Annotated in this window: 11 protein-coding genes and 1 pseudogene; 9 read left to right on the top strand and 3 right to left on the bottom strand. The window is 53.1% G+C overall.

All coding sequences use genetic code 11. The features are described 5' to 3' along the window. The 8 genes and pseudogenes from CODIS_RS21205 to CODIS_RS20025 form a co-directional block, all read left to right on the top strand. Positions 1–274, top strand: a pseudogene (locus tag CODIS_RS21205) (TIGR03016 family PEP-CTERM system-associated outer membrane protein); the annotation flags it as partial. A gap of 121 nt (positions 275–395) precedes the next feature. Next, positions 396–1190 (top strand): hypothetical protein, encoded by a 795-nt coding sequence (locus CODIS_RS20050; RefSeq protein WP_154723228.1) that lies wholly within the window; start codon positions 396–398, stop codon positions 1188–1190. A 24-nt stretch (positions 1191–1214) separates the two neighbouring features. Continuing rightward, positions 1215–3779 carry a molybdopterin-containing oxidoreductase family protein gene (locus CODIS_RS20045; protein WP_069128439.1) on the top strand — a complete coding sequence of 855 codons (2565 nt, stop codon included), beginning with the start codon at positions 1215–1217 and terminating at the stop codon, positions 3777–3779. 17 nt (positions 3780–3796) lie between these two features. Next, complete coding sequence (locus tag CODIS_RS20040; protein ID WP_069128438.1) at positions 3797–4462, top strand: 4Fe-4S dicluster domain-containing protein; 666 nt, start codon at positions 3797–3799, stop codon at positions 4460–4462. Next, positions 4462–5235, top strand: coding sequence for a TorD/DmsD family molecular chaperone (locus CODIS_RS20035; protein ID WP_069128437.1), 774 nt, complete (start codon positions 4462–4464; stop codon positions 5233–5235). Before CODIS_RS20040 ends, CODIS_RS20035 begins: the two co-directional genes overlap by 1 nt. 75 nt (positions 5236–5310) lie before the next feature. Then, entirely contained in the window at positions 5311–5697 is a 387-nt protein-coding gene (locus CODIS_RS20030) for a c-type cytochrome (RefSeq protein ID WP_069128436.1), read from the top strand. 38 nt (positions 5698–5735) lie between these two features. Next, on the top strand, positions 5736–6803 hold the full coding sequence (locus CODIS_RS20725; protein WP_162420309.1) for a DUF362 domain-containing protein: 1068 nt from the start codon (positions 5736–5738) through the stop codon (positions 6801–6803). Between the two features lie 305 nt (positions 6804–7108). Continuing rightward, positions 7109–8533, top strand: a complete 1425-nt coding sequence (locus CODIS_RS20025) for a thioredoxin-like domain-containing protein (protein WP_069128443.1) — start codon at positions 7109–7111, stop codon at positions 8531–8533. 100 nt (positions 8534–8633) lie between these two features. Here CODIS_RS20025 and CODIS_RS20020 read toward each other — a convergent pair whose 3' ends face one another. Then, positions 8634–9245, bottom strand: coding sequence for a TetR/AcrR family transcriptional regulator (locus CODIS_RS20020; RefSeq protein WP_162420307.1), 612 nt, complete (start codon positions 9243–9245; stop codon positions 8634–8636). Between the two features lie 108 nt (positions 9246–9353). Here CODIS_RS20020 and CODIS_RS20015 point away from each other — a divergent pair, with 108 nt between their 5' ends. Continuing rightward, positions 9354–10094 carry an SDR family oxidoreductase gene (locus CODIS_RS20015; protein WP_069128434.1) on the top strand — a complete coding sequence of 247 codons (741 nt, stop codon included), beginning with the start codon at positions 9354–9356 and terminating at the stop codon, positions 10092–10094. A gap of 83 nt (positions 10095–10177) precedes the next feature. On the opposite strand, the gene CODIS_RS20010 is transcribed toward CODIS_RS20015, so the two are convergent. Further along, a complete protein-coding gene (locus tag CODIS_RS20010; RefSeq protein WP_305782137.1) occupies positions 10178–13351 on the bottom strand; it encodes an efflux RND transporter permease subunit in 3174 nt (1057 codons plus the stop codon). 54 nt (positions 13352–13405) lie between these two features. Next, positions 13406–14530 carry an efflux RND transporter periplasmic adaptor subunit gene (locus CODIS_RS20005; RefSeq protein WP_069128433.1) on the bottom strand — a complete coding sequence of 375 codons (1125 nt, stop codon included), beginning with the start codon at positions 14528–14530 and terminating at the stop codon, positions 13406–13408. Positions 14531–14960 lie beyond the last annotated feature (430 nt).

The following is a 14960-nucleotide window of genomic DNA, read 5'->3' as shown; positions in this document are numbered from 1 at the left end:
GAGCGGTATGTCCGGCATGGGCGGCATGAGCGGTATGTCCGGCATGGGCGGCATGAGCGGTATGTCCGGCTACTTCAAGATCACCCCGCAAGGACAGATCTTCTTCTATCCAGCTAGTGGTATGAGCGGTATGTCCGGCATGGGCGGCATGAGCGGTATGGGCGGTATGTCCGGCATGGGCGGCATGAGCGGTATGTCCGGCATGGGCGGCATGAGCGGTATGTCCGGTATGGGCGGCATGGGCGGCATGTCCGGAATGAGTGGCTGGCGTTAAGCGGCCTTTCGCATGAAAAGGATTTGATTCAGGGATGTCATGGGGCGCAGGGAGGCGCCCCCTTCATAGATTAATTCCCGTAAAGAATAGCTATCTGATCGCTTCAGGTAAGGGAGATGACATGACTTTGGGTATCAGGCTCCTAAGTCCGTTGTTACTGTCGATGGTGTTAATGGCCATCGGTCAGGTTTTTGCCAGTGATATCACTGACAAAGATTATGATCGAGCTAGTTGGCATACCATCCATAACAAACCGGCCATTGATAATGCTGATGATGAGCAGTGCCTCAGCTGCCATCAGGAGATAGTGAGCAGAAAGGTGCTGTTTGAGTCACCTGCCGGTGTTAAAGCTTCTGAGGTGTTGGCCTGGTATCAGACCTTGACAACCTATGAGGGTCAACAGGATACATTCCATCGCCGTCATCTTGTGACGCCCTTGGCCCAGGAGCTGATGGATTTAAAGTGCAATACATGTCATCAGGGAAATGACTTGCGTGAAGAGGCGACTATACCCCCTGACCATTCGAAACAGGACAAGACTTTACGCAAGTCGGTGAACCCTGATGTTTGCCTGATGTGCCATGGGGCTAATCCTTACAAATTGATGGGTTTGCCAAAACCTTGGCCGGAGTCTAGAGCACTCTTTCAGAACGACTGCCTTCTCTGCCACATCAATATCCGTACCAATCGTCATCAGGTTAATTTCTTGAAAGCGAATGCCATTGAAAAGGCAGCCAAAAAGGATCCGGACATATGCTATGGATGTCATGGCGGGCGGCAGTGGTATCGCATTCCCTATCCATATCCCAGGCACGCTTGGAAGGGCATGTCGAGCACCACACCCGAATGGGCCAAAGATAGGCCGACCGAATCGGAACCCAGGTTTCGGATTGAGAACCAGCAGGCTGCGAAATAGTCTATTGCCGACAACGAGGTACTGATGAGTATCGATATTTTGAAAAAGAACCTGTCTGAGCGCTTGAATTTGTCCAGGCGCTCATTTCTGAAGTCTGCTGCGGCCGGCAGCGCGACATTGGCCGCCGGAGGCTTGGTGGAATTAAAGACCGCCAAAGAGGCCAAGGCGTTTGCCTATGAACCCTATCCGACCGATGATCAGCTGGAGACGGTGGTGACCAGTTGTGCACACAACTGCGGTTCGCGCCACATGTTGGTTGCACACAAGTGGAAGGATGTGATCGTACGGTTGTCCACAGACGATGGGCGTTATCAGCGAGGTGGTCACTTCGGCAAGGACAGCAATGATGAGCCGCAACTGAGGGCGTGCCTGCGGGGGCGTTCCTATCGTCAGCGTCTCTATTCGGCGGAGCGTCTGCTTTACCCGATGATGCGTGTGGGTGAACGGGGTGAGGGTAAGTTCAAGCGGATTTCTTGGGACGAGGCCCTTGATATCGTCGCCAATAAGATGGTCCAGATCAAAGATACCTACGGCCCGACTGCCCTGGTGGATCAGAGTTATGCCGGTGCCTCGTACGGAGTATTGCATAAGTCAGATCAGATAGAGGGACTGTTGGGGCGTTTTCTGGGAATGTTCGGCTGCCGAACCAGTTCCTGGTCGGTGCCTTCCTATCAGGGTACGACCTTCAGCTCGCGCATGACCTTCGGCACTATCGAGGACGGGAATGAAGATGACGCGTTCGCTCATTCCAAACTGATGATTATGTGGGGCTGGAATCCCGCCTATACATTCCACGGTGGCAATACCTTCATGTATATGCGCATGGCTAAACAGCGCGGTTGTAAGTTTGTCTTGGTCGATCCGCAGTATACGGACTCGGCTGCAGCCTACGATGCCTGGTGGATACCTATTCGTCCGAATACGGATGCGGCAATGATGGCGGGGATGGCGCACTACATTTTTACCAACAATCTCCAGGATCAAGGTTTCATCAACAAATTCTGTCAAGGTATGGATGCGGGGACCATGCCGGAATGGGCCAAGGACAAAGAGAATTTTAAAGATTACATCCTGGGTAAATATGACGGTGAGCCAAAAACGCCGGAGTGGGCATCCAAGGTCTGTGGTGTCCCGGCCAAGGACATTATCAAGCTGGCGGATATGTATGCACGGACAAAACCCGCTGCATTGAAGGCGTCGTGGGCACCCGGCAGAAACGCCTACGGTGAACAGTACAATCGCATGGCAGCAGCACTCCAGGCTATGACCGGCAATATCGGAAATTTGGGTGGCTGCGCCGAAGGTGTCGGTAAGGCCTGGCATGCCGAAGCGGTTGCCTACCCCTATGATCAATATTCCAATATCTGGTTTCAGTCCATCAAATCGGACCGCTGGGCCCATTGTGTACTCAACTATCCCAATGTCAAACGCGAAGAGATAGGCCTTTGGCAGCGGGAAGACAACACGGATGGGCAGATACCCAACATCAAGGGTATCTTTTGGCAAGGATCCGATTGGTTCAATCAACTTACCAATATCAATAAAGAGATTGAGGCAATTAATAAACTGGAACTCGTGGTTTGCATGGATTCGACTATCACGCCCTCCGGACTCTATGCCGATATTCTGCTACCCATTGCAACTCATTTCGAACGGCATGATGTGGCGCTACCCTGGTACAAAGGCCACTACTACATACACCGTCCGAAAGTCATCGAACCTATGGGTGAGTCGAAGAGCGATTTCCAGGTCTTTACCGAACTTGCTTATCGTATCGGCGGTGATGTGTTCGGAAAGGCATACAATCCAAAGGCCAATCGCGACTATTTTCATGTCGATGAGCATGTTGACGAGGCCTACCTGAGAGAGTGGTGGGAACAAAAGGTCATGCATCATCAGCATGTGGATATGTCTTGGGACGAATTCAAGCAGAGAGGCGTCTACAAGTTTACCTTCGACCAGCCGCACGTAGCGTTCAGGGATCAAGTAGAGAACGGCACACGGTTCCAGACTCCCTCCGGCAAGATCGAGATTCTCGCTACGCAGCTGGCGCAGATCACGGATTGGAAGCGGACCATGTATGGCTATGAGATCCCATACATACCGAAATGGGTCGAGCCGTGGGAGTCATTGAACAGCCCCAAAACCGCTAAATATCCATTTCATCTAGTCTCGCCCCATCCACGCTGGCGAACCCACTCCATATTCAACAATTGCAGCTGGTTACGCGAGACCTATGAGCAGGAAGTGACGATAAATGCTTCAGACGCGAAAAAGCTGGGGGTCAAGACCGGCGATACAGTCGAGGTTTGGAACGATCGTGGAAAAGTGGTGGTGCCTGCCTACGTGACCGAACGCTGTATGCCGGGCGTGGCTGTGCTGCACGAAGGCGTATGGATTGACCTGGATGAAAACGGCGTCGACAGGGCGGGAAATCCGGACATGCTGACACTGGATGAGCCCAGTCCTGCGGGGGCATTTGCATACAACACCGTATTGTGTGATATCCAAAAGACGGATCTTGAGCATCGACCTGGCTGGGATAAGCTGGCAACTTCTCGTGCCCATGTTTTTAGGCGTGACCTTTAATCTTGGAGGAGAGACTTATGTCAGACAAAAAAGATAAAGCCAGGATTAAGGAAGCGGTCAAGCGCCGCAAGCGTGAAACCTATACACCCGTGGTTCCGGATAAGCAGTTGGGATTCATCCATAACAATGTTGATTGTATTGGTTGCCGGGCATGTGAAATAGCATGCAAAGACAAGAACGGCCTGGCAGCCGGACCGAGATTCAGGCGAGTGCAATACATCGAGGGTGGAACCTATCCGGATGTATTCGCCTACAAGGTCAATATGTCCTGCAACCATTGCGAATCCCCGGCCTGCCTGCCGACTTGTCCCACAGGGGCCCTTTTTAAAAGGAAGAAGGATGGTATCGTCGATATCGATTCCACCCTGTGTATCGGCTGCCGGCGCTGTGAAGCCGCATGTCCCTTTGGCGCACCGCAATTCGATCCAAGTGACAGTATCGTCAAAAAGTGCAATATGTGCGTGGATGAAATCGAGGCGGGACGGAAGCCCTACTGTGTCATGGCCTGCATGATGCGTGTTTTGGATATAGGTCCCATAGAGCAGATCTGGAACGGCGCGTTGGAGACAGTTGCGATCGGCCCCAATGACAAGGTTTCAAAACAGGTAAAGAATATGTCAAACATTGATTTGACGAAACCCTCGATTGGTTTTGTGGCACATAGTAAAGGCAAGGTCAAGTGATGGGTATACAACAGGATCAGCAGGACAATTCGAGTATTAAGCTTTTGCAAACTTTCTATAATGCAGTTGCGGATGATTTGGAGATGCTTGCGCTACTGCATCAAAAGGAACCGGATAGCAGGATACTTGAGGCTTTGCTTGACTGTAACTTTCCCCACTCGCTGGGGCTGAAACTGGTTACCGAGGCGGGGAGTGAAGCGATTGACTTGATGAGTCGGGTTATTAAGTCACTGCCCGAAGTACATGATGACGACTTCCTCGATGAACTTGCGGCTGATTATGCCGACATCTACCTGAACCATGGTTTGCAGGCATCGCCGCTGGAATCCGTCTGGCTTGATGAAGAAAACCTGACCTGTCAGGAGAGTATGTTTCAGGTACGAGTCTGGTATGAGATGTATGGTTTGATGGCAGAAAACTGGCGGGTCCGACCGGACGATGATCTGGTGTTGCAGCTTCAATTCATTTCCCACCTTTTCGCCAATTCAGAGTCTGAAAAGCATCTTCAGGATGTGGCGAAATTCATGGATGAACACCTGTTGCGCTGGCTGAATGATTTCTCAAACAGGGTGGCAAGCAGATGCGCAACACCTTACTTTGCCGGTGTCGCGTTATTGACTTCGGCCTATTGCGAGGAATTAAGGGATCTGTTGGTGGTCGTGACCGATCAACCCAGACCATCACAGGAAGAGATAGAAGAGAGGATGAAGTCCAGTGCACCTAAAGAAGACGTATCTCTGAGTTACATGCCCGGCATGGGTCCCGCCGTTTAGATTTAAACCGGTCACCATACATGTGATTTTCAGATTGTTTTTTTTGTCTTATTTCAAGCGTTTGGAGAGGATACAATGAAAATATATACAGAAAGCCGGATGGCCATTGCCTGTTTTGCGACAATGCTGGCGTTCGGTACCCAGGGTGCTTTTGCGGATGCTGCCGCAGGTAAGGCTATTTACGAGGGCTTAGGCGGCTGTGTGGCATGCCACGGGATGAGTGGGCAGGGTGATGGGCCCGCGGGAATGGCGCTGAATCCGAAACCGCGCAGTTTTGTGACGGGTGACTATATTTACGATACAGATGGTGATGGACAGAAGGGTACTGACACTGACTTGGTCAATATCATAAAAAACGGAACAGTAAAGTACGGAGGTGCACCGACTATGCCTGGTCGTGCCGATATACCCGACGCTGATATCCAGGCAATTGTCGCCTATCTGAGGAGCCTGAAAAAATAGTAAACAGTCAACAGCCATTCGACAGGATTATGACGCCGTTGCAACAACTGATTGATCAGATCCGGCAGGAAGAACGATTGCCGGATGTGGTTTCTGGGCGCTGTGTTCATGAAATTGTCGAGATGGCTAGTTGCTCGTCTTGCGTGGATGTCTGTCCACAGCATGCATGGTCTTTAGATGATGAGGCGTTACGTCTCGACACTGCGCTCTGTGACGGCTGTGGGCTGTGTATGCCTGCCTGTCCTGAAGGAGCGATTTCGATACGATATGAGATACTCATCGGTGACTGGGAAAAGAGAAAGATTGTGCTTTGCGCCTGTGAAAAGGCGGGAATATCTCGCAAAGATGGCGCTATTCCCTGTATCCACATTGTCGGTACCAAAGATATCCTAAAATTGTATCGAAATGGCTATTCCGAATGGGTCGTGGCAACTGGCCGCTGTACGGAGTGTATGCGTAACAGTGGAGCCAAGCTCTCCGAAAGAGTTGATCAGATCAACTCGGCACTTTCCGTCAATACGATAACGCCTATAAGCTATCGTCGATTGAGCAGTTGTGAATGGCAGCGTATCAGTTCCCTATGGGTTGAAGATCATGCGGCTTCCAGATTAAGTCGTAGAGGATTCTTGCAGGGAATGATCGAAGGTAGTCTTCGACCTACATCAGCACTATTCAATTTGCACGAAGGTGAAACTGATGAATACACGACTCCGGGAGAATTGCTCCCGACAAAAGATGAGTCCACTGTCTGGCCTTATGTGCCGCAATTCGATGCCGTTCAATGCAATGGATGCGATGCCTGTGTCAGGCTCTGTCCACATGGTGCTATAGACCTCAATGATACTGGTGAACGGATGTATTACAGCGTGGAGCCGCAGCTATGCAGCGGATGCGGCATCTGTGTGGATATCTGTAACGCGCAGGCCATATCAGTCAATAAGTGGTCGAAACCGAAACATCGGGATGTGGCGTTGGAACGCATGAAATGTTCATGCTGTGGTAACCAGGTGCATGTACCGACGGTAAGCAGAGTGAGATCACAACAACATTGCAGAATTTGTGCTCAAGTCAACCATCATAAAAACCTTTATCAAATAGTGGAATAAGCTGCCATTTCAACGAGCAGTAATCGGTTACTCCTCGAAATATAAAGATTTCATCACATCTGATCCCTTGCGGAAGACAAATTTGACGCTCTGTGCTCTACTTGCAGTCAAGCATGGTTATTCAGGGCAAATAACAAATGATCAGCAGTGGCAATCCGGTATCATTGAAATGCAGGTTGCAATGGCCGGTAATTTTACTCGTACTGTTGAGCTTTAATGGCTGCTCTTCGGAGACGGCAGATCAGGGGCAGAGTGATAGAGTCCAGACAAGTCCTGTTGATACGAGCGCGGAGTTCGCGCCCGGCATGCCATGGTTGAACGTTGAGAGGCCTCTGACATTTGACGACATGCTGGGAAAGGTCGTTATTCTGGACTTTTGGACTTACGGGTGTATCAACTGCATCCATGTGCTGGTTGACTTGAAGAAGCTGGAAAAAAAGTATGGAGATCAGCTCTTGGTTATTGGTGTGCACACACCGAAATTCGACAATGAAAAGAATCTCGATACACTCAGGAGTATTGTAATCAGGTATGGTGTCGACCATCCAGTCGTCAACGATGTCGATTCTCTACTGGCAGGTTATTATGGCATGCGTGCGTGGCCCACCCGGGTATTTATCGATCCGGCCGGAGAAGTGCTGGGACGTGTGACAGGTGAAGGAAAATACCAGCTGATAGATAACAAAATCACTGAACTGCTCGAACAGCACAAGAGTATCCTTAACCTCACGCCAATCCCTCTACAGCTGGAACGTGAAAACAGTAAACCAACCCCCTTGGCCGCACCGGGTAAGATTGCGGTTTCCGACACCCATCTGGCTATAAGTGATTCGCTACATAATCGGATTCTTGTGACAGACCACGAGGGACAAACACAGCATGTCATTGGAATGGAAGAGGCAGGAAACGAGGACGGTGATTTTAGCCGGGCAAGATTCAACTTGCCTCAAGGGCTTGTCTTTGACAGCAACGGAATCTATGTGGCCGATACGGGGAATCACACCATACGATATATTGACCTGATAGAAAAAACAGTGAAAACCGTTGCAGGTAATGGTGCCCTGGAAAGAAAACGTGGAGGCTATTATAAGGCCACATCGATTGGCATGGCGTCACCTTGGGCGCTGGCGCTCAGGGATGATCGACTCTTCATCGCAATGGCGGGCAGCCACCAGATCTGGGTTTACAATACCGCGTCAAAACAACTCATTCATTTCGCGGGATCGGGACGTGAGGGTATTGCTGATGGAGATATCGAAAAAGCCACATTCAGCCAGCCAAGCGGCTTGAGTCTTTTCGGAGACTGGTTATATATTGCTGATTCAGAGGCCTCGGCGATTAGGCGCATTCACCTGAAAGAAGAAGTCGTGGAGACATTGGTGGGCAGGGGATTGTTCGATTTCGGTGATGTGGATGGAAAGTTGCACGAAGCGAAACTGCAACACGTGCTGGGCATTGCGGTGGCCGGTGAAAATTCGGTTATCCTGGCGGACACATACAATCATAAAATCAAAATCGTTGATCTCGGGAAGGATGTGATTAAATCGATAATAGGCGATGGCAGGCCGGGTTTTCTCAGTACCGTAAACGGCCAGTTTCAGTTGAATGAGCCAGGTGGCCTGGCACTGCATGACAAAACATTGTTTATTGCGGATACAAACAATAACCGCATTGTTGTTCATGAGCTTGGTGGCAAGCGTGTATCAGTCCTGGAAATAAAAAAGCAGTAAAAAAATGAAAGGACGTGCCGGATTAGGTTTTTTGCCTGTACATACTCTGGGTGGTATAAGATTGGTACCCCATGGATTCCAATGAGGCGAAATTCATCAGTCACGCTTGAGACATCGGCAGTGCAGTAATCGCTACATTGACGATCCTGACAAGTTCTCTGCGGGATTTACCCTGTCTTGCCAGTACAGAGAGGCCATACAATACGGACAGCAGATATTCTGCGATATCCCTTGGCTTGGCTGTTTGAAGCAGCAGGCCTCTTTTCTGCTCGGCTTGCACTGCTTTAGTCAGCAACTGAGCGTTAACCTGTCTCATTTCCTGCAACGACAGGGAAATGTCCTCAGGCAGTGCTGAGCTACCGGTCTCGCAACAGCTTTTCACGAATAGACACCCCTTGGGTGAATCATCGCTGTTGATCAAATCGACAATACCAAGCATATAGGCTCGAACCCGGTCTGCGAAGGGTAAGTCTGCGGGTTGTGTGAGTCGTTCCAGAAGCGGCGCTCCATAGTGCGACATGTAGTGTTCCAGGGCTTTTGCGAACAGCTGCTCCTTGTTGCCGAATGCTGAATAGAGACTGGGTTTGTTGATGCCCAGCACCTTTGTCAGATCACTCACGGATGTGCCGGCATAGCCGTGTTCCCAAAAAACACGCATTGCCTTGTCCAATGCATCCGACTTTTCAAACGTTCGCTTCCTGCCTGCACTCATCGTTTGTCTCTTCGCCATGTTTCATGTTGACATTATGTACCGATCGGTATAATAATTCAAATATGTACCGAACGGTACACAATATTGATCAGCCAAAGGAGCTAGCCCATGCAATCAGTGAAAGGTCGAATTGTTCTGGTAACAGGCGCCAACCGCGGTATAGGCAAGAGCATAGTGGAGGAGTTTTTACTTGCCGGTGCGAGCAAGATATACGCTGCGGCGCGTAACCCTGAGTCTCTCAAACCCTTGACCGATGCCTATGGTGAACGTGTCGTTGCATTGCGCATCGACCTCAATGATCCGGCCAGTATTACCGCCGCCGCGAGACAGGCCGGCGACGTGGAGATCGTAATCAACAATGCGGGCATGTTGAATATTGCAAATCCCATGGCCGGCAACGCGGTTGCTGCGATGCAGGACGAGATGGAGGTGAATGTATATGGATTGATGCGGATGGCACAGGCCTTTGCACCCCTTTTGAAGGTAAATGGCGGTGGCGCGCTGGTACAGCTCAACTCCGTCGCTTCCATGAAGAACTTTGCGGATTTCGCCACTTACTCGGCGTCAAAGGCGGCATCCTACTCCATTACCCAGGGCCTGCGCGACGTTCTCAAGGAGCAGGGTACTCAGGTGGTCAGTGTACACCCGGGCCCGATTGCGACAGATATGGCTGCGCATGCCGGGCTGGGTGAAATCGCAGAGCCGGCGGAGCTCGTTCCCCAGGCGATCATCAATGCCTTGGAGTCGGATGAATTTCATGCGTTTCCGGATTCCATGGCCAAGCAGGTCGGTGCCGTCTATCACGATTTTGCCAGCAATATAGTCGAAGCGAATCTAATGGAGGGCTGAAGCGATTTTCAATAAAAACCGGGCATGCCTGTGTGGTGAGCTTGACGCTTTCAAATTCAGTTTGTAAAGGGGAGGGTTGCGTGTCAGGCTCGATCACTGTTTAACGCCGGCTCGACATTGGCAGACACCGCGATGCCGGCAGCCTCTTCTGCTTCCTCATGAGTATGCTCCTTTGCCAGCAGGACATAGATCGACGGCAGCACGAAGAGGGTGAATAGCGTACCGATGGCCATGCCGCCGACCAGTACCAGGCCGATGGAGTTGCGTGCTGCGGCGCCGGCGCCGGTTACCAGGATCAGGGGAAAGTGACCGGCGACCGTTGCAACGGTCGTCATCAATACCGGACGCAGACGGGTCATGGCCGCCTCGCGCACGGCGTCGATCTTTGACAATCCCTGTTCCTGCAGCTTGTTGGCGAACTCGACGATGAGGATACCGTTCTTCGCAATCAGGCCGACCAGGGTCACCAGTCCGACCTGGGCGTAGATGTTGAGGGTGGTGGTCCAGCCGCTGGTCCAGAAGGGCATGTTGGGATTGGGCATCTTCAGGAAGGTGAAGATCAGGGCGCCGAACATCGCCAGCGGCACCGATCCCAGGAGGATGATCAGCGGGTCGCGGAATGAGTTGAACTGCACCGCCAGCGCCATGAAGATCATCACGATGGCCAGGGAAAAGGCGGGCAGGAACTTGTTGCCCTCATGGCGCAGTTGGCGCGACTCACCGGTGTAGTCGATGGTGTAGCCGGGTGGCAGGATCTCCCGCGCCGCATCTTCCAGCACGGTGAGGGCTTCGTCGAGAGTACGGTTGGTCATGCCCGAGAGCTTCACCGAGTTGAGCTGCTGGAAGCGGTTGAGGGAGCGGGGCACCGTGCTGTTTTCGATGCGTGCCACGCTGCTCAGGGGGATCAGTTCGCCTTGCGGGCCGTTGATATAGATCTCGGTAAGCTGCTCCGGATTGAGCCGCTGGGCGCGCTCGATCTGCGGAATCACCTTATAACTGCGCCCCGCGATATTGAAACGGTTGACGTAATCGCCACCCAGGGCGGCGGCCATGTCGTTGCCGACCTGATTCAGATCGAGCCCGAGGGCGCCGATCTTGTCCCGGTCCAACACCACCTGGGCCTGGGGCTGATCGTATTTGAGGTCGATCAGGGGTGGAAAGTGGAACATGCCGCTTTCCGCGGCCTTACCCTGTATCTGTTGGGCGAAATCGAGCAACCGCTTGGCGTCCCCGGTGGAGGCGATGATGAACTCGACGGGGAAGTTGCTGCCGCCAGGCAGGGCGGGTGGTGTGGTGGCGAAGATCTGGAAGCCCGGGATCTGCGACAGCTTGGCCTGAATCTCGGGTATGATCTCGAAGACAGTGCGCTCACGTGGATTGTGCCATGGTTTGACCACCATGCCGGAGAAGCCGTCGGTATCGTAGAGGGCGCCGACGGAGGGGGCGAGCAGGATCTGGAAGGTGAGATCCACCTCCTCCGTACTCAGGAAAGCCTCCTCGACGGCCTTGCCGTAAAACTCCTTCTGATTGGCGGTGGCGTTGGCCGATGCGTTGATCACGCCGAAGATAACACTCTGATCCTCGCCGGGCGCCAGCTCCTTGGGCGACATGTTGTAGAGGGGAAAGGCCGCCGCGGCGACAGCGAGCCATATCACATAGACGAAGGGGCGGGCATCCAGGGTGTTATCGATCAGGCGGCCGTAGGCCAGCCGCATGCGATCGAAATGGTGATTGACCCAGCCGGTGAAGCCCTTCTCCTCGTCCGCGGCGCTACGAAGCATGTGGGAGGACATCATCGGTGAAAGGGTCAGTGCGACGAAGCCCGAAATGGTGACGGTGCCGGCCAGGGTCAGGGCGAACTCGCGGAACAGGGCACCGGTGAGCCCCCCCTGCATGGCGATCGGTATATAGACAGCCGCCAGGGTGATGGTCATGGCGATGACCGGTCCCACCAGTTCGCGTGCGCCGAGCAGTGCCGCCTCCCGTTTGCTGCGACCCTCCCTTAGATGGCGCTCGATGTTTTCCACCATGACAATGGCGTCGTCCACCACCAGGCCGACGGAGAGTACGATGGCCAGCAGGGTGAGCAGGTTGAGGGAGAAGCCGAAAATCTGCATCAGAAAGATGCTGCCGATCAGCGAAACCGGTATCGCGAACATCGGCACCAGGGCGGAACGCATCGAGCCCATGAAGAGGAAGATGACAACGATGACGATCATCAGGGTGTCGCCCAGGGTCTTGGTGACCTCGGTGATGGCATTGGCGATATATTCAGAGGCGTCGTAGCCGAGTTCCACCTCGAGGCCAGTCGGCAGGTCGCGGGATATGGCATCGATCTCCGTGCGCACTCGTTTGATGACATCGATGGTGTTGGCGGTGGGCAGGGGAAAGATGCCCATGAAGACGGCGGTCTGGCCCAGGTAGCTGACTGTGGTGTCGTAATCTTCGGCACCGAGTGTGACCTCGGCGATATCCTTCAGGCGCACGATAGCGTCGTCCTGCTGCCGGATCACCAGACGCTCGAACTCCTCCACCGTGTGAAGATCCGTATTGGCCGTCAGGGTGACCTGGACCAGAGAACCCTTGGTGCTGCCGACGGCGGCGAGAAAGTTGTTGGCGGCCAGTGCCTGGCGTACCTGTGCCGGGCTGACGTGGTAGGCGGCCATCTTGTCCGGCTTCAGCCAGATGCGCATGGCGAAGGTGCGGGCGCCGAATATCTCGGCGCGCTGAACCCCCGCAACGGCGGCCAGGCGCGGTTGTATGACACGGATCAGATAGTCGGTGATCTCGGCCTGGGAAAGGATATCGGAAGCGAAGCTGATATAGGCGGCGGCGAACTCCGAATCTGCCGACTGCACCGAGATCGCCGGCACCTGTGCCTCGGCGGGCAGCTCATTGCGCACCTGGTTCACCTTGGCGGTAATCTCCGCCAGGGCCTTGGTAGGCTCGTAGTTGAGCTTCAGGCGGGCGTTGATCATGGAGAAGCCCTGAAGGCTCTTCGATTCGATATAGTCGATACCGTCGGCCGAAGCGATGGCCTGCTCCAGCGGTGTGGTGATGAAACCGCGTACCAACTCCGCGCTGGCGCCCACATAGACGGTGGAGATATTGACCGTGGCGTTGTCGCTGCGCGGATATTGCCGGATGTTGAGACTGTTCCAGGCCTGGAAACCGGCAATGACAATCAACAGATTGAGCACGATCGCAACCACCGGCCGCTGTATGAACAGATCGGTAAAGGCTTTCATCCTTGCCATATCAGAGTCCCTTGCTCAATGTTTTACAGCGCATTGTCATAGCGTTGGATGGATTTACTCATTCTCGGGGGCGGGCTCCATCTTCGCTTCGGGTGCCAGGGCGTTGTCAACGATTACCGCCATTTTCGGCCGCAGTTTGAAGACACCGCTGGTGACCACTTTTTCTTCCTCCTCGAGCCCTGTCACCACGGCAACGAAATCGCCCCGGCTGGCGCCAAGGCGGATCACCTGCTGACGCAGCACGAGCTGTTTTTCACCGCTCTTTTCATCCTCGACCTCGTCGATAACGAATACGGTATCGCCGTAGGGCGCATACAGCACTGCGGTGGCGGGGATGGCGAGCACTTCCTCATCATCCGACAGCATCACCTCCACATTGGCAAACATGCCGGGACGCAGCAGTTCGCTCTGATTGGACAGGGTTGCCCTGACGCGCACGCTGCGTGTCATCTGATCGATTTCGGGATTCACGGCGATGATCCTGCCACTGAAGACCTTTTCGGGGGCCGCATCGGTCGTCACATGCACCTCGGTGCCGGGTTCCAGGATGGAGAATTGCTGCTGAGGCAATGAGAAATCGACATAGATCGGATCGATGGTCTGCAAGGTCACAACAGGCGTGCCCTGCTCGACAATCTGTCCCAGATTGACCTGGCGCAGTCCCAGCTGACCGTCAAAGGGGGCGCGCAGCGTCTTTTTGGCAATGGTGGCGCGCACATTGTCCACCTGGGCGGTGGCCTGCTTGAAGTTGGCCTCGGCGGTGTCGAGATCGGCCTGAGAGACGGTTTTGTTGGCGCGCAGATCCCGGTTACGATCCAGGTTGATACGCGCCAGTTTAGCTGCGGCTTCAGCTGAGCGGAGCTGCGCCTGCTCAGCGGAGACGTCGATACGGACCAGTAGGTCGTCCTGCTTGACTCGATCACCTGATTCAAAGGCAATCTCCTCGATCTTGCCACCCAGTTCGGCGGTGACGATCACCCCCTGAACTGCGACCAGCGAGCCGGTCGCTTTCACCGTGTTAGGCCAACGCTGGCTGCGGACCTGATCTGAGGTTACTGTCTCGGGGGGCATCTCCATCTGTGCCGCACCCATGGTTTCGAATTGTTTCAACTTGATAAGGGTCGGTACACCTATCAGGATAGCCAGCCCTATCAACGTGAAAACCAGTTTCTTTAACATAAAGTTACATCCATGAGCGATTCACAGGGTGCCCAATACGTCAATATGAGTAGAAATCTCTTACAGCCTGCCCGGGATTTATTCGGCGACATGAGAGATGACTTTGATTTCAGAGTCAAGTTCCACCCAGTATGAAATAAATCGATCATCACACTAAATCAGATGTGATTAGCGAAAGTAATGCATTAGGGTATGGCATATGTGCGGATCAAAAAATAAGGATCCAGGCTATTCACAATGGCGAAAGCCACTGTGTCAGACAATACCTTACAGCATCACCCCGCAATAGACCAGATTTCCCCTTGATAGCGCAATGATATTTGTCGGTTCTGTGCGGGATATTCTACGACTAGCAGGCTGTTGATTTTTACCCGTCGTCAGCCGTCAAATTCGTTTGGCGGTGTAATTACCGCTCAATCTAGCGATTGAT

The organism is Candidatus Thiodiazotropha endolucinida, from assembly GCF_001715975.1.
Classification (GTDB): domain Bacteria; phylum Pseudomonadota; class Gammaproteobacteria; order Chromatiales; family Chromatiaceae; genus Thiodiazotropha; species Thiodiazotropha endolucinida.
This window is presented reverse-complemented; position numbering and strand designations above follow the sequence as displayed.